This is a genomic window from Polaribacter ponticola (assembly GCF_026191475.2).
Lineage (GTDB): Bacteria > Bacteroidota > Bacteroidia > Flavobacteriales > Flavobacteriaceae > Polaribacter > Polaribacter ponticola.
On sequence record NZ_JAOSLC020000003.1, the window covers coordinates 1491810 to 1507687 of the forward strand.

Genomic DNA, 15878 nt, shown 5'->3' on the forward strand with positions numbered 1-15878 from the left:
TTGTAAACGTCATTCCTAATAGAATGACGTTTTTATTTTACGCTATTTCTTATATTTGTGTATATGCTAAAGCAAAGTTTACAATACAAACTCTTACAAAAATTATCTCCTCAACAAATTCAGTTGATGAAGTTAATACAATTGCCTACACAAGCTTTTGAGGAACGATTAAAACAAGAAATCGAAGAAAACCCAGCATTAGACACTGGTAAAGAAGAATCAGATTCTTTTGATGAAGATTTATCAGATGAATATGATGATACTGGTAACGAGAAAATTGAGGCAGAAGACATCAATATTGATGAATATTTGAGTGATGATGAAATACCCAATTACAAAACACAAGCAAATAATTACTCTGCAGATGATGAAGAGAAAAATGTGCCTTATGCAGCTGGCACAACATTTCATCAATCTTTAAAAAACCAATTAAATACTTTTAGAATAGACGAAGAAGAACGAGCTATTGCAGAGTTTTTAGTAGGTAGTATTGATGATAGCGGATACATTAGAAGAGAAATTATTGATTTAGTAGATGATTTAGCCTTTACAGCAAACGTATTTACCACAGAAGAAAAAGTAATTTCAGTTTTAACTAAAGTAGTTCATACACTCGATCCTGTTGGAGTTGGAGCAAGAGATTTAAAAGAGTGTTTAATTATACAATTAAAAAATAAAGAAAAAACCAAAATTAGAAGTTTAACTATAAATATTTTAGAAGAAGCTTTTGATCATTTTGTAAAAAAACATTTTAAAAAATTACAAGAAAAGTTTAACATCTCTGAAAACGAGCTAAAAGAAGTTAATACAGAAATTTCTAAATTAAACCCAAAACCTGGTAGCTCTTATGCCGGGAATAATAAAATAGCCGAACAAATTGTTCCTGATTTTTCGATTAAAATTGTAGACGGTGTTTTAGATTTAACACTTAATTCTAGAAATGCTCCAGAATTACACATCTCTAGAGAATACAATAATATGCTCAAGGGATATCAAGAATCTACAGTAAAAAGTAAATCGCAAAAGGATGCAGTGTTTTTTATAAAACAAAAGTTAGACGCTGCTAAATGGTTTATTGATGCTATAAGACAAAGACAACAAACCCTTTTAATAACCATGAATACAATTATGCATTATCAATTAGAGTATTTTTTAACTGGCGATGAACGAAAGTTAAAACCTATGATTTTAAAGGATATTGCAGATCAAATAAACATGGATGTTTCAACTGTATCTAGAGTTGCAAATAGTAAGTATGTATCTACTCCTTATGGTACCAAGTTGATAAAAGTGTTCTTTTCTGAATCTATGAAAAACGATCAAGGAGAAGATGTTTCAACAAAAGAAATTAAGAAAATTTTAGAAACAGTTATAGCTGAAGAAAATAAAAGAAAGCCATTAACAGATGAGAAGTTATCTTTAATATTAAAGGAAAAAGGATATCCAATAGCTAGAAGAACAATAGCAAAATATAGAGAACAATTAGATTTACCTGTTGCTCGATTAAGAAAAGAAATTTAGTGCGAATTCATAAAGTTATATCAACAATACTTCATCCAATTGTACTACCAACTATTGGAGTAATGTTGTATTTTTTATTAATACCAAATAGCTTTAGAAGTAATCAAAAGTTTACCCTTTTAAGTATCGTATTTATTTGTACTTACCTAATACCTTTACTAGTCTTATTTGTTTTTAAAAAATTTAAAATTATTAAAAACTATCAAACAGAAAGCATAAAAGAGAGAAAATTACCAGTAGCTATAATGATTATAGTTTTTTATGTTTTAGGTAATACTATATATAATATTGCTAATTTAAGAGACTTAAGCATGTTATTTCATGCCAGCTCTTTAGGTTTATTTCTAATATATTTACTATTTAATTTAAAAATAAAAGCAAGTATACATTTATTATCATTTGGAATCTCAATCGGATTTTTCTTAATCTTAAGCTATACTTATAATCAAAGTATGCTACTAATAATAATTGTCTTATTATTTCTTTCTGGCATATTAGCAAGTGCCAGATTACATTTAAAAGCTCATAATAATAAAGAAATTTATCTTGGTTTTTTTATTGGAATAGCCTCTAGTTTAAGTATCCATTTTATATTATAATATATAAAAAATTAAGCCAAATTTTAAAATAGAAGAATTAATATCCTCACCATTTAAAGTTCCATTTTTAAAAATGGGAGTTAAACCGTAAAACAAATACGCATTGAACTCCGTATAACCTGCAGAAAATGTTAATCCGTATTGTAACTTCCTGTAAGCAGAAATATTTTTATTTTCAAAATCTATTGCATTTTCGGTATATTGAAATTTATTGGTTAAATTATATAAAAATTTAACACCCGTATAAATACGCCAGAAATCATATTTTTTAGCAGTAGATGTTCTCCATCTAAATTCGATAGGAAACTCTAAATTATGTGCTTTAAAAACATTTGAACTAATATTTTTAGCATTATCAAATACTGTAATATTGTTAGTTTCAGAAACTTTTAATTCGTGATTAAAAAAGTCGAATCCATAACCTACACCAAGAGCAAAAGAAATATTTCCGCTTTTAGATAAAATGAAATCTTTTAAAAACCCCGCAGAAATTGCATAGGAAAAACTACTTCTAGTTATAGTTGTAGGTTGCTTGCTAAACTGAGCATAAGTAATAGAAGCATAAATTTGATCATCCGCATATTTATCACCCAATTGCAAAGAATCTTTTTGTGCATATAAACTTGAAGTAATGCAAACAAAAACAAAAAAGTAAATTATTTTATACATAAACAAATAACGGAATATAAATATACAATATTTCAATAACTACATTTTAAATTAAGGTATAAAAAAAGGGTAATTCTAAAGAATTACCCTTTTAAATGATTTATAAAAATTAATTATTCGGCTCCTTTTTGAGTAGAATAACTAACCTTAAGAGCATTTACATCTCTTAATTTTAATCTAATATCTGTAATTGTTCCTACACTAGATTCTTTATCAGCCTTAATAGAAGTTGTCATGAAAGGTACTTCAGCTTCAGATACTTTAGATCTAGCATTAATAATAAATGCTGGAACTTGATCTGCAGAAGCAATCTTATCATTTAACTGAATTCTATTAAACCCAGAACCGTGTTTATTAACATCTTTAGATTTACCAACATATATAGTACACACTAAACTCTTATGCTCAAGTTTTTTTATTTCTGTTGCACTAGGTAATTTTGGCGCTTCAATTCTTAGGTCTGTCTCTCTCATAGTAGTAGTAACCATAAAGAAAAATAACAACATAAAAACGATATCTGGTAACGATGCTGTATTAACAGCTGGCATTCCCTTTTTTTCTTTTTAAATTTAGACATTTTGTTAAATTTTAAATTAATTAAGAAGTTGGTTCTGCGTCAGAAATAATTTGCGGATACGCATTACGTATTGCTTCAATTTTTTTCTTCAACTCTTCGTTATTTTTATCATCTTTATAAGCAGCTTCTAAATCTGTAAAAGACATATTATATCTTTGCTGACATAACCTATTTCTTAAAACTCTATATGCTCTTAATAACTCATTCTGAACTTGAATATATGTACCATACTCAGTACCTCTATCACTTTGAACAGAAATAATTGCTTTGTTTGGATGATCTGAAGAAGATTCACTTTTTTCACCTTCACAGTAATCACAGGCTTTACCTGGTGTACCATCTTCTCCTGGTTTTCCAACTCCACCACCATTATCAATAAATTTAATAGCAGCCTCTTTTAGATCTTTAATATCCATAGCTTCATTCTCTACAAGTAGATCATTATTTCTATTGATATTTACCTCGAAAATGTTTTTCTCCTTAATAACAGGTGGAACATAATCTGCAGGTGGTTTTTCTGACAGCTTTTTAGAAACCCCAGAATCTACATTCATAGTTGTGGTTACTAAAAAGAAAATTAATAACAAGAAGGCAATATCTGCCATAGATCCTGCATTAATTTCTGGATTTTCTCTTCTTGCCATAGTTTTAAGATTTAATTAATCCTTTCCCTAAATCTAATACAAAGAAAAACGCAGCTACAGCACCTAAAATAACGCTGTACCATATACCAGTTCCAACCCATTTATTAACAGTAGATCCTGCTTCTCCACCTGGTTGAATTTTACCAGCTGCATCATATACTACATTACTATCCGCCATAAAATAAGCGACTACTAAAAGCACTCCTAAAGCAACTAAGCTCATAAGCATCTTTTTTAAATTCTCTGGATTCTTAATAATTGTCCAAAGAGAAAGAACAACTGCAATAACTACTGCGGCTAAGAATAAGTAAAAAGAAAATGAAATTAATGGGCTAACAACACTGTTTTGCACATCTACATTACTCTTAATTACCTCAGCATCTTCCATACCAACTCTTACGAAAAGAATAGCTCCAACAATAGCGATGACAGCAATTATAATATTTAATATTTTATTACTTTTCATAATCGTTTTTTATTTTTTATACTTCACTAATAAATCTACCAAAGAGATAGAAGCGTCTTCCATACTGTTTACAATAGCATCAATTTTAGATACGATGTAATTATAAAAAATTTGAAGAATAATAGCTACGATTAAACCAAATACAGTTGTTAATAAGGCTACTTTAATACCTACCGCAACTACTGCAGGAGAAATGTCGTTTGCAACAGCAATATCGTTAAATGCTCCAATCATACCAATTACAGTACCCATGAAACCTAACATCGGTGCAAGTGCAATAAATAAAGATAACCAAGAAACATTTTTCTCTAATTGCCCCATTTGAACACCTCCATAAGAAACTACAGCTTTTTCAGCAGCTTCAACACCTTCATCAACTCTATCTAAACCTTGATAAAAAATAGAGGCAACTGGTCCTTTTGTATTTCTACATACTTCTTTTGCAGCTTCAACACCACCAGAACTTAATGCATCATCTACATTAGCTAATAATTTTTTTGTGTTTGTTGTTGCCATGTTTAAATATATAATTCTTTCAATGGCAATAGCTAATCCTAAGATTAATGCTACTAATACAATTCCCATAAATTCTGGACCACCATCAATAAAGTTTTGCTTTAATACTTGGTGAAACGTTTGCGCTTCTGTTGCTGTTTCTTGAGCAAAAGTTGATTGAATAGCTCCAAAAAACATAAATCCTGTTACAGATAAGACATTTACTACTTTTTTCATCTTTGTTATAATTAATTTTAATAGTTAACGGGTTAAAGATATAATTTTCATCACAAATAAAAGAAATTCGAAGACACAATCTAATTTTTTAAGAAATTATCTTCTAGTTCTATTTTTGAGACTGCCAAGTAACAAAAAATGTTAGGCATAAAAAAATTTATTTACGCTATTTGTATTTTTTTAATCACTTTTATAAAGAAATCATTCTTTTTCTAGGTTTTCATTGGTATTTATCAATCGAAATTATTAGAAATTTCTCCTCTTAATGATTTTTCGAAATAAAATGAAAATTCTTTTAAAGATAAGTTTTCGTTTAAGAGATACATTAATTTTGCAACTGCAGATTCTGTGGTAATATCCTTACCGCTTACAACTCCTATTTGTTTTAAAACTACACTGGTTTCGTAATGCCCTTGAATAACGTTTCCTCCAGAACATTGGGTAACATTTATCACTCTAATATCTTTAGTTATTGCATCTTTTAACAAACTTAAAAACCAATTTTTATCAGGAGCATTACCAGAACCATAAGTTTCTAAAACCACACCTTTTAAATCTTTAGTATTTAGAATACTTTTTACTGTTTTTTCTGTTATTCCTGGAAAAAGTTTTAATATTAGAATATCTGTTACCAAATTCTTTCTAACTATTAAATCTAGATTTTCTTTTTCTGGCTTATAAATATAATGTTCATTAAAATTTAAATGCACTCCACTTTCTGCTAATGGCGGATAATTCATAGAAGTAAAAGCTTCAAACTGTTCTGCGTTTATTTTAGTGGTTCTATTTGCTCTGTATAATTTATATTCAAAGTATAAACAAACTTCAGATATTATAGGTTTATTATTTTTTCTAGAACAAGCTATTTCAATAGAAGTGATTAAATTTTCTTTTGCATCTGTTCTTAAATCTCCTATTGGTAATTGAGAACCCGTAAAAATAATAGGCTTTTGTAAATTTTCTAACATAAAACTTACTGCAGATGAAATGTAAGACATCGTATCCGAACCAGTTAACACAACAAAACCATCAAAACCTTTATAATTTTCTTGAATTATATTAACAATTTCAACATAATTTTGAGTATTCATATTTGAAGAATCTATAGGCTCTTCAAAAGAAATACTCTCTACATTACAATTTAATTGTTCTAATTCTGGGATTTTTTCTAGAATCTGATTAAAATCAAACGCCTTTAAAGCATTTGTTTTATAATCTTTTATCATTCCAATTGTTCCACCAGTATAAAGAAGTAATATTTTTGGTTTTATTGACATTTTGACATTTTTTTGCTCCAAATTAAAAATGGAATAATTTATGTTGTAAATTTATCAAACAAAAATGAACTAAAAAATTTAAAACAATATACAATTATGATAGGTTTTTATATTCTTATTGGTGCAATCTCTTTATTAAGCTGGTTAGTTAGCAACACTCTTAAAAGAAAATTTAAAGAGTATTCTCAAATTCAATTGAGAAATGGCTTAAGTGGAGCTGAAATAGCAGAAAAAATGCTAGCAGACCATGGTATTTACGATGTTAAAGTTATCTCTACTCCCGGTAGATTAACTGACCATTACAATCCAAAAGACAAAACTGTAAATTTGAGTGAATCTGTATACAGTCAGAGAAATGCTGCCTCTGCTGCTGTAGCAGCTCATGAAGTTGGCCACGCAGTTCAACATGCAAAAGCTTATAGTTATTTAACAATGCGTTCTCAATTAGTGCCAATTGTGAGTATTACTTCTAAATTTTCTCAATGGATGGTAATTGGTGGATTAATATTAGGCGCTGCGTCTGGAGCACAAGGTGTTGGTTTTTATATTGCTATTGTCGGATTAATTTTTATGGGTTTTGCTACATTATTTAGTTTTATTACTCTTCCTGTAGAATATGATGCTAGTAATAGAGCATTGGCGTGGTTAAAAAATAAAAACATGGTTTCTCAAGAGGAATTTGCTGGTTCAAAAGATGCTTTAAAATGGGCGGCTAGAACTTATTTGGTTGCAGCCCTAGGCTCTCTTGCTATGTTATTATATTGGGGCCTACAAGTTTTAGGTGGTAGAGATTAATATCTCAAATACATTTATAGTATCGCTTTTATTTTATAAAACACTTAACACTTTTGATTATTAAATCAAGAGTGTTTTTTTTGTATTAAAAATCTACAAAAAAGTTTACAGTTCTTAATTATGATTAAGACTTAATATAAAAAGAGAAATACTTCTAACACAGATTGAAATGACATTCTTTTTTTTGCTGAATTAACTTCTTTATCTCAAATAAATAATAAAAATGGCTACAAACAAAACTACCTTTCTAATTTCTTAGAAAGGTAGTTTATCTTAAATATATTATATTATTTTTTATTGAGCTTTAGAGGTAGAATTTTAATTACCATACTTAGTCCAATCGCTGCAAATGCTCCCAACATAAAATCTAAAATATCAGCGTATTTAAAAGTTTTTTCCCAAAGAAAACCTAACGTCAATCCTAAAATAGCAATAAGCATCCCAATAATTTGATTTTTGTTTATTTTCATGCTAGTCATTTAGCTTAAGAACTGCCATAAATGCTTCTTGTGGTATTTCTACATTACCTACTTGACGCATTCTTTTCTTTCCTTTTTTCTGCTTTTCTAATAACTTACGTTTCCTAGAAATATCTCCACCATAACACTTTGCAGTAACATCTTTACGCAAAGCTTTGGTAGTTTCACGCGCAATAATTTTTGCTCCAATTGCTGCCTGAATAGGAATATCGAACTGTTGTCTTGGTATTAAAGTTTTTAATTTTTCAACTATTTTTTTACCAATTGTATAGGCATTGTCTGCGTGTAAAAGTGCCGAAAGTGCATCAACAGGTTGTGCATTTAAAAGAATATCTACTCTTACTAATTTCGATTCTTTCATACCAATTGGATGATAATCAAAAGAAGCATACCCTTTAGAAACAGTTTTTAAACGATCGTAAAAATCAAATACAATTTCTGCCAAAGGCATTTCGAAAATTAATTCTACTCTCTGCGTAGTTAAATAGGTTTGATTTGTTATTTGACCTCGTTTTTCAATACACAAACTCATAACTTGCCCAACAAAATCGGATTTTGTTATAATTGACGCCTTAATAAATGGTTCTTCTACTCTATCTAATCGAGATGGATCTGGTAAATCTGTTGGATTATTCAACAAAATCATTTCATCAGGATTTTTCTTGGTATACGCGTGGTAAGAAACGTTGGGTACGGTTGTTATAACCGTCATATTAAACTCACGCTCTAAACGTTCTTGAATAATTTCCATGTGTAACATTCCTAAGAACCCACAACGGAAACCAAAACCTAAAGCAGCAGAACTTTCTGGTTGAAACACTAAAGAAGCATCATTTAATTGCAGTTTTTCCATAGAATAACGCAATTCTTCATAATCTTCTGTATCTACAGGATAAATTCCTGCAAAAACCATTGGTTTTACATCTTCAAAACCATCAATAGTTTCTGTTGTTGGTTTGTGTGCATCTGTAATTGTATCTCCTACTTTTACTTCTTTTGCAGTTTTTATTCCTGTAATTAAATACCCAACATCACCAGTTTTAACCGATTTTTTTACAACTTGTTCTAACTTTAAAGTTCCAACCTCATCAGCAAAATAGTTTTTGCCGGTTGCCATAAACTTAATTTCTTGTCCTTTTTTAATTTCTCCGTTTAAAACTCTAAAATAAGTTTCAATTCCTCTGTAAGAATTGTAAACAGAATCGAAAATTAAGGCTTGTAATGGCGCTTCAGGATCTCCTTCTGGAGCTGGAATTCTATCTATAATTGCTTCTAAAATATTATCTACTCCAAAACCAGTTTTTCCACTTGCATGTATTACCTCTTCTGCATCACAGCCTAATAAATCTACAATATCATCTGTTACTTCTTCTGGATTAGCAGAAGGTAAATCTACTTTATTAAGAATAGGGATAATTTCTAAATCGTTTTCTAAAGCTAAGTATAAGTTAGAAATTGTTTGTGCTTGTATACTTTGTGCTGCATCTACAATAAGTAAAGCACCTTCACAAGCTGCAATAGATCTCGAAACTTCGTAAGAGAAATCTACGTGACCAGGAGTATCAATTAGATTTAAAATAAATTTTTCACCTTTATGCTCAAAATCCATCTGAATAGCATGCGACTTTATGGTAATACCACGTTCTCGCTCCAAATCCATACTATCTAATAACTGTGCTTTCTTTTCGCGCTCAGTTACAGTGTTTGTATAATCTAACAATCTATCTGCCAACGTACTTTTACCGTGGTCAATATGCGCAATGATGCAAAAGTTTCTAATATTCTTCATTCGTCGTAATTCTAACTGCTTTCAACCAACAAAGATATGTTATTTACAGACCTTGTCAAAAATAAAAAGTATAATGAATTTCATTATACTTTTTATTTTTATTACTTTTTTATTCCAGATTCTTTAATGGCTAATTGAAATTCATCCCAACTTACTTTTCCATCCCCATTAGCATCAAAACTTTTCAGCATAAAATCTGCAACTAAACCTCTAATTAATGCACTAACTTTAGCTTCTTTTAATAACTTTTTAAAATCAGATTTTATTAAGAAACCATCATTATCTTCATCAAAATAACCAAAGGCTTCTTTAGGTTCAGCAAATTTACTTCGCATTAATTTTTCGATATTAACTAAGATTTTTTCTTTTGTCCAAACCATTTAATCTTGCCATTCTGCAATAAATAAATTCGTATCTCTTTTGTTTATTTCATATTGTCAATCCATCTAGTCTTGCCACTCTGCAATAAACAAGTTGGTATCTCTACCTCCTCCATTATTTCTGTTTGATGAAAATGCTAGTTTTTTTCCATCATTAGAAAATACTGGAAATGCATCAAATGTTTCTCCATGGGTAATTCTTTCTAAATTTTTACCATCAATATCAATTAGATATAAATTAAACGGAAACCCTTTTTCAGCTTCAAAATTAGAAGAAAATAAAATCTTTCTTCCTGAAGGATGAAAAAACGGACTCCAATTTGCATTTCCTAAATCTGTTAACTGACGTAAACCAGAACCATCAGAATTACAGATATATAACTCCATTTCTGTAGGTTGCACTAATCCTTCTTTTAATAAATCTTTGTATTCTTTAATCTCTTCATCAGTTTTTGGTCTCGAAGAACGAAAGATCAATTTTGTTCCGTCTGGCGAGAAAAAAGCACCTCCATCATAACCTAATTCAGAAGTAATTTGCTTTACATCAGAACCATCAATATTCATGGTAAATAATTCTAAATCTCCTGTTCTCATTGATGTAAATACAATTTTATCCCCTTTTGGAGAAACTGTTGCCTCTGCGTCATAACCTGGTTCGTTAGTTAATTGTTGGGTGATATTTCCTTCTAAATCTGCAACAAAAATATCATAAGAATCATAAATTGGCCATACATACCTCCCTTCTCTTCTTAAAGGTGAAGGCGGACATTCTTTACCTCCTAAATGTGTAGAACCATAGACATAACTCTTATTATCAGGTAAAAAATAAGCACAAGTTGTTCTTCCTAAACCAGTTGAAATCATTGGCGGAATTGAATCTTTAAAAGTATCACCAACATTCATTAAAAACATTTGATCACAACCAACATTCCAGTCTTTATTATTAGACTGAAAAATAATTTGTTTATCATCAAAACTCCAATAAGCTTCTGCATTATCTCCACCAAAAGTAACTTGTTGTATAGATTTAAAATGCTTTTCTTCAGGATAAATTAAACCACCTTTCCATTTTTTGGTTTCACCAGATTTTGCATCTGAATTTTCTTTTTTGTTAGTTTTACAAGCTGTAATTGTTATAGATATCAGGAGTAGAAGAAGTAATCTAAATTTCATTTTATACAATATAATAAGTGATAATAATTCTCTAATTTTGTAAAAATAATATTTATCATCATGAGAAACCTTTTTATTTTATTTTTTTATGTTTTTTAATTTCTTGCAAAGAATCTATAAATCAAGAAAATAGAATAAAAGAAGATGTAACTTTTTTAGCTTCTGATGATTTACAAGGTAGGCAAACAGGAACTGATGGTGAAAAAAAGCTGCAGCGTATATTGCAAGTCGCTTTAAAGAATTAGGATTGTCTGAAAAAGGAACAGAAAAATATTTACAACCTTTTACCTTTAAACCAAAGACAAATCCTCATGAAGAAGTAAAATTTGAGGTAAATGGTGATGGAACAATAACAGGAAATAACGTAATTGGTTTTTTAGATAATAAAGCAGAAAACACGATTATTATTGGCGCTCATTTTGATCATTTAGGTTTTGGAGGCGAAGGCTCTTTATATAGAGATTCTATGAAAGCCATTCATAATGGTGCTGATGACAATGCTTCTGGAATATCAGTTTTATTAAATTTAGCTGCAAAATTAAAAGAAAAAAACACCAATAACAATTACCTTTTTATGGCTTTTTCTGGAGAAGAAATGGGGCTTTTAGGTTCTAATTATTTTGTTAAAAACCCAACTATTAATACAAAAAAAGTATCCTATATGATTAATATGGATATGGTTGGTAGAATGAAAAAAGATTCTTCTTTAGCTGTTTATGGAACAGGAACTTCACCAATTTTCAAACAAACTCTAAAATCTCATAATGATAGTTTTAAATTAATTCAGCAAGAATCTGGAGTTGGACCAAGTGATCATACAAGTTTTTATTTGGCTGATATTCCTGTATTACATTTTTTTACGGGTCAGCATGAAGATTATCATAAACCTGGTGATGATTCAGAAAAACTGAATTATGATGGAATGGAATTAATTTCTAAATATATTTTTAACATCATTTCTGATTTAAATGACAATGGAAAATTAGCTTTTAGAAAAACTAAAAATGAAAGTGAAAGTACACCTCGTTTTAAAGTTGGTTTAGGTGTAATTCCTGACTATATGTTTGACGGAAAAGGAATGCGAATTGATGGTGTTTCTGAAGAAAAACCAGCACAAAGAGCAGGTTTACAAAAAGGCGATATTGTAATAAAACTTGGAAATAATGAAGTGATAAACATGATGACTTACATGAAAGCTTTAGCTATTTTTAAAGAAGGAGATAAAACCAAAGTAGTTGTTCAACGAAAAAATGAAAAAGTAACTACAGAAATTCAGTTTTAATATTCTTTTACAAATAAATCAACCTGTTAAATTTTAAATTTAGCAGGTTTTTTCATTCGCATAAAAAAAGTAAATTTGCAGCATGGTAAAAATTGGTAACATAGAACTTCCAGACTTTCCGCTTTTATTAGCGCCAATGGAAGATGTTTCAGATCCTCCGTTTAGAGCTTTATGTAAAGAAAACGGAGCAGATGTTGTTTACACTGAATTTATTTCTTCGGAAGGATTAATCCGTGACGCAGCAAAAAGCGTTATGAAATTAGATATATATGAAAAGGAACGACCTGTAGGAATACAGATTTTTGGTGCCAATTTAGATTCAATGTTGAAAACTGTGGAGATTGTAGAAAAATCTAACCCAGATATTATTGACATTAATTTTGGATGTCCTGTTAAAAAAGTGGTTTCAAAAGGTGCAGGTGCTGGAATTTTAAAAGATATAGATTTAATGGTTTCTCTAACAGAAGCTATGGTTAAACACACCAATTTACCAGTTACTGTTAAAACACGTTTAGGTTGGGATCATGATTCTATTAAAATTGTTGAAGTTGCAGAACGTTTGCAAGATGTAGGTTGTGCAGCAATATCAATTCATGGTAGAACTCGAGCACAAATGTATAAAGGTGAAGCAGATTGGAAACCAATTGCTGATGTAAAAAACAACCAGAGAATGCATATTCCTGTTTTTGGAAATGGAGATGTAACTTCTCCTGAAAAAGCAATGGAAATGAGAGATAAGTTTGGTTTAGATGGTTGTATGATTGGTAGAGCATCTATTGGTTACCCTTGGTTCTTTAACGAGGTAAAGCATTATTTTAAAACTGGAAAACATTTAAGCAAACCTACAATTGCACAGCGTGTGGAAATGGCGCGTAGACACTTACAAATGGCTATAGATTGGAAAGGTAATCATTTAGGTGTTGTAGAAACAAGAAGACATTATACTAATTACTTTAAAGGAATTCCTCATTTTAAAGAGTATCGTATGAAAATGGTTACTTCTGATGATGCTAAAGATGTTTTTACAACATTTGATGAAGTTGAGACGAAGTTCGGGAACACTATTATTCCTCAATTTTAAATGAATCCATAATTTTAATAGCTTCATCTACTACATCTTTATAAAGAATATTACTAGCTTTAAAATGTAGTTTGTAAATTTTACTTTTATGATAGTAATACAAGAACAAATTTGTGTTATTTCTACTATTCCAAATAGAACCATACTTTAAAAGTAGAGCATCTCCGTATTTTGTATTCTCAACTATTACTTTCTCAAAATTTGTGTTTACCGTTATATTGTTCGTTTTAATTTCGTTTTCAAAAAAATCAATTTTACTTTCTACATTTTTAATAACAAAAACACCTATCGTAACCTTTTGGCTTTCTAAACCATTATCCATAAATCTCTTAGGAGAATGATATATAGAATGATACCCTAAATAAGAATACCAATTATTAGGAATTTCAAATGAATAATCATTCATGAAGTTTAAAATAACTGACTTCTCTAAGGGAACAAATTTTTTGGTATTCCAGATTTTATTTTCAGAAGTTTTACATCCAAATAACAGCATTAAGCACAAAAATAATTGAAGGTTTTTCATAAAAATTAATTTTCAATAAAATTTGCAGAGATTCTTGAACTTGCAATTTTTGCAGCAATAAAACCAAGAATTGTAATCGTACTAATAACAATAATTAGGTTAGAAAATCGAAACTCTACAGGATATGCAAAATTTTCTGTAATCATAAACAAACTAAATTCTTTTTGAAGAAATAATAAAATTAACCCTAAAGTTAAACCTATAAGCATTCCAAAAAAAGTAAGTAAAAAACCCTGCAATACAAATATCCTTTTAATCTCTTTTACTGTTGCTCCTAAACTAAAAAGCGTTTTTAAGTTATCCTTTTTATCAATTATCATCATAATAATTGTACCAATAACATTAAACAATGCTATAATTACAATCAATGTAAAAATTAAATAAGAAACAAAATTTTCAGTATTTATTACTTTGTAAAAAACTTCATTCAATTGTTCTTTAGTTTGAACTTTAAAATTATCCCCTAAAGCTGTTTGTAGTGTTTCAGAAACAACATCTGCATAAGCATTTTTAGTCAATTTCAACTCTAAAGCAGATACCTGATTCTCTTTAAACTTTAATAAACTTTTTGCTTGTTGTAGAGAGACAAACACATATTTACTTTCAAACTCTTCTGTACCGGTATATAAACCTACTATTTGAACATTTGTTTTATAGAAAGCGTTATTAGGGTTTATAAACCCTGTACCTGGTTTTGGTACCATTATTTTTAAAGGCTGACCAAAACTCCTTATACCTAAAGATAATTTATAAGCTATAGTTCCACCTATAACCGCAGTATTGGAATAATTAACATCTAACCAAGAGCCTTGACTTAGGGTTGAATCTATACTAGAAATGATAGTGTAATTCTCTTCAACTCCTTTTATAAATGCAATTTCGTTTTTATTATTATATTCTAAAAAAACACGTTCCTCTATAACTTTAGAACTTAATGATATAGCTGAGTTTGCATCAATTATTTTACTAAGCTTATCAGTAATAAAAAAAGATTTCCCTTTAACCGAAGTAATTTTAATATCAGGATCAGAAGCATCTAATAAACTATAACTAAAAGTACGTAAACCAGAAAAGCCTGATAAAATAATAAATAATGCTAAAGAACCAACAATAACACCAAATGAAGCAATTATTGTAACAATGTTAATGGCATTATTACTTGTTTTGGTAAATAAATATCTTTTAGCTATGTAGAGAGAAAAATTCAAATTATAAGGTTGAATTTATCTTTTTTTACGCCTAGGAAGCATCTCTGGGTTTTTAATAGGATTTTCATCCTCTCCTTTTAAAGACTTATCAATTTCTTCAATATAATCTAACGTATCATCACCATAAAACAATAACTCAGGCATTCTACGCAATTGATTTTTTGTTCTTTGCGCCATTTCATGACGAATTAAAACTGTGTTAGATACTACACCTTTAATTATTTCATCTCTATTAATAGAAGGAAAAACGCTTAAATAAACCTTAGCAACTCCTAAATCTGAAGTAACATGAACCTTAGAAACAGAAATTAGAATTCCTTTCATTCCATCTTGTGCTGCTTTTTGCAATACATCTACTAAGTCTTTTTGCAGAACACCTGCTATCTTTCTTTGTCTATTCGTTTCTTCCATACCGCAAATTTACGATATTTTTAAAGAGTGTAAACTTTATTTTTTATTGCATACATAACTAAACCAACTCTATTTCTTACATTTAATTTAGTGAACAGAGTATCTCTATAACCATCAATAGTTTTTGGACTTAAATTCATCTTATCTGCAATTTCTTTATAGGTTAACTCTGTACATGCTAACCTTAAAAAAGTAACTTCTCTTTCCTTAAAAACAATATCTTCTTCTATATTTCCAGAAATTGATTTCATTAATAAATTAGTAACACT

18 protein-coding genes and 1 pseudogene are annotated in these 15878 nt (G+C 29.3%); 5 read left to right on the forward strand and 14 right to left on the reverse strand.

Translation table 11 applies throughout. The features are described 5' to 3' along the window. Positions 1-63 precede the first annotated feature (63 nt). Positions 64-1521 carry an RNA polymerase factor sigma-54 gene (gene rpoN, locus N5A56_RS11870; RefSeq protein WP_265725644.1) on the forward strand — a complete coding sequence of 486 codons (1458 nt, stop codon included), beginning with the start codon at positions 64-66 and terminating at the stop codon, positions 1519-1521. Continuing rightward, entirely contained in the window at positions 1521-2120 is a 600-nt protein-coding gene (locus N5A56_RS11875; protein WP_265725645.1) for a hypothetical protein, read from the forward strand. The genes rpoN and N5A56_RS11875 overlap by 1 nt, the downstream gene beginning before the upstream one ends. On the opposite strand, the gene N5A56_RS11880 is transcribed toward N5A56_RS11875, so the two are convergent. The 6 genes and pseudogenes from N5A56_RS11880 to N5A56_RS11905 all read right to left on the reverse strand — a co-directional run bounded on the left by N5A56_RS11880 (position 2115) and on the right by N5A56_RS11905 (position 6485). Next, on the reverse strand, positions 2115-2789 hold the full coding sequence (locus N5A56_RS11880; protein WP_265725646.1) for a porin family protein: 675 nt from the start codon (positions 2787-2789) through the stop codon (positions 2115-2117). The two genes, N5A56_RS11875 and N5A56_RS11880, sit on opposite strands and share 6 nt — an antisense overlap. 113 nt (positions 2790-2902) lie before the next feature. Beyond that, positions 2903-3366 (reverse strand): annotated as a pseudogene (locus N5A56_RS11885) (ExbD/TolR family protein). A 20-nt stretch (positions 3367-3386) separates the two neighbouring features. After that, a complete protein-coding gene (locus N5A56_RS11890) occupies positions 3387-4010 on the reverse strand; it encodes an ExbD/TolR family protein (protein WP_265725647.1) in 624 nt (207 codons plus the stop codon). Between the two features lie 4 nt (positions 4011-4014). After that, on the reverse strand, positions 4015-4476 hold the full coding sequence (locus N5A56_RS11895; protein WP_265725648.1) for a hypothetical protein: 462 nt from the start codon (positions 4474-4476) through the stop codon (positions 4015-4017). A gap of 9 nt (positions 4477-4485) precedes the next feature. Further along, complete coding sequence (locus tag N5A56_RS11900; RefSeq protein WP_265725649.1) at positions 4486-5208, reverse strand: MotA/TolQ/ExbB proton channel family protein; 723 nt, start codon at positions 5206-5208, stop codon at positions 4486-4488. Positions 5209-5441: 233 nt separating this feature from the next. After that, positions 5442-6485, reverse strand: coding sequence for an asparaginase (locus tag N5A56_RS11905; RefSeq protein ID WP_265725650.1), 1044 nt, complete (start codon positions 6483-6485; stop codon positions 5442-5444). Between the two features lie 96 nt (positions 6486-6581). On the opposite strand from N5A56_RS11905, the gene N5A56_RS11910 reads away from it, so the two are divergent. Next, entirely contained in the window at positions 6582-7280 is a 699-nt protein-coding gene (locus N5A56_RS11910; protein WP_265725651.1) for a zinc metallopeptidase, read from the forward strand. Positions 7281-7567: 287 nt separating this feature from the next. On the opposite strand, the gene N5A56_RS11915 is transcribed toward N5A56_RS11910, so the two are convergent. The 4 genes from N5A56_RS11915 to N5A56_RS11930 form a co-directional block, all read right to left on the reverse strand. After that, entirely contained in the window at positions 7568-7750 is a 183-nt protein-coding gene (locus tag N5A56_RS11915; RefSeq protein WP_265725652.1) for a hypothetical protein, read from the reverse strand. A gap of 1 nt (position 7751) precedes the next feature. Beyond that, complete coding sequence (lepA, locus tag N5A56_RS11920; RefSeq protein ID WP_265725653.1) at positions 7752-9548, reverse strand: translation elongation factor 4; 1797 nt, start codon at positions 9546-9548, stop codon at positions 7752-7754. Positions 9549-9649: 101 nt separating this feature from the next. Beyond that, the gene (locus tag N5A56_RS11925; protein WP_265725654.1) at positions 9650-9928 is read right to left on the reverse strand and encodes an EF-hand domain-containing protein; all 279 of its coding nucleotides are present in this window, start codon (positions 9926-9928) and stop codon (positions 9650-9652) included. 66 nt (positions 9929-9994) lie between these two features. After that, positions 9995-11101, reverse strand: a complete 1107-nt coding sequence (locus N5A56_RS11930) for a TolB family protein (RefSeq protein ID WP_274270429.1) — start codon at positions 11099-11101, stop codon at positions 9995-9997. Between the two features lie 247 nt (positions 11102-11348). Here N5A56_RS11930 and N5A56_RS11935 point away from each other — a divergent pair, with 247 nt between their 5' ends. Then, positions 11349-12383, forward strand: a complete 1035-nt coding sequence (locus N5A56_RS11935; RefSeq protein WP_337994799.1) for a M28 family peptidase — start codon at positions 11349-11351, stop codon at positions 12381-12383. 82 nt (positions 12384-12465) lie between these two features. Beyond that, a complete protein-coding gene (dusB, locus tag N5A56_RS11940) occupies positions 12466-13464 on the forward strand; it encodes a tRNA dihydrouridine synthase DusB (protein ID WP_265725657.1) in 999 nt (332 codons plus the stop codon). On the opposite strand, the gene N5A56_RS11945 is transcribed toward dusB, so the two are convergent. The 4 genes from N5A56_RS11945 to N5A56_RS17480 all read right to left on the reverse strand — a co-directional run bounded on the left by N5A56_RS11945 (position 13448) and on the right by N5A56_RS17480 (position 15860). Next, the gene (locus N5A56_RS11945) at positions 13448-13870 is read right to left on the reverse strand and encodes a hypothetical protein (protein WP_274270430.1); all 423 of its coding nucleotides are present in this window, start codon (positions 13868-13870) and stop codon (positions 13448-13450) included. The genes dusB and N5A56_RS11945 overlap by 17 nt on opposite strands. Positions 13871-13995: 125 nt before the next feature. Next, positions 13996-15198, reverse strand: coding sequence for an ABC transporter permease (locus N5A56_RS11950; protein ID WP_265725659.1), 1203 nt, complete (start codon positions 15196-15198; stop codon positions 13996-13998). A 15-nt stretch (positions 15199-15213) separates the two neighbouring features. Further along, a complete protein-coding gene (gene rbfA, locus N5A56_RS11955; protein ID WP_265725660.1) occupies positions 15214-15609 on the reverse strand; it encodes a 30S ribosome-binding factor RbfA in 396 nt (131 codons plus the stop codon). 20 nt (positions 15610-15629) lie between these two features. Beyond that, positions 15630-15860, reverse strand: coding sequence for a response regulator transcription factor (locus tag N5A56_RS17480; RefSeq protein ID WP_337994845.1), 231 nt, complete (start codon positions 15858-15860; stop codon positions 15630-15632). Positions 15861-15878: the final 18 nt, after the last annotated feature.